Annotated in this window: 1 pseudogene; it reads right to left on the bottom strand. The window is 60.0% G+C overall.

Going from position 1 to position 255, the window contains the following annotated elements:
- Positions 1 to 255 (bottom strand): annotated as a pseudogene (locus tag AC0IW9_RS31270) (protein translocase subunit SecD); the annotation flags it as partial.

Raw genomic sequence — 255 nt, 5'->3', positions numbered from 1 at the left:
AATCAGCACGTTGGCGTCCACCGCCATACCCATGGTCAGCACGATACCGGCGATACCTGGCAGGGTCAGCGTGGCGCCCAGCAGCGACATCAGCGCCAGCAGCATGACCATGTTGAACGCCAGTGCCACAGTGGCCAGCACACCAAAGAAGCGGTAGATGCAGATGATGAACAGCGACACCAGCAGCATGCCCCACAGCGAAGCATCGATACCTTTGGTGATGTTGTCCGCACCCAAGCTTGGGCCGATGGTGCG

Source organism: Belnapia sp. AC561 (assembly GCF_979252845.1).
The sequence above is the reverse complement of the archived record's forward strand: the minus strand, read 5'-3'. Positions and strand labels throughout refer to the sequence as shown.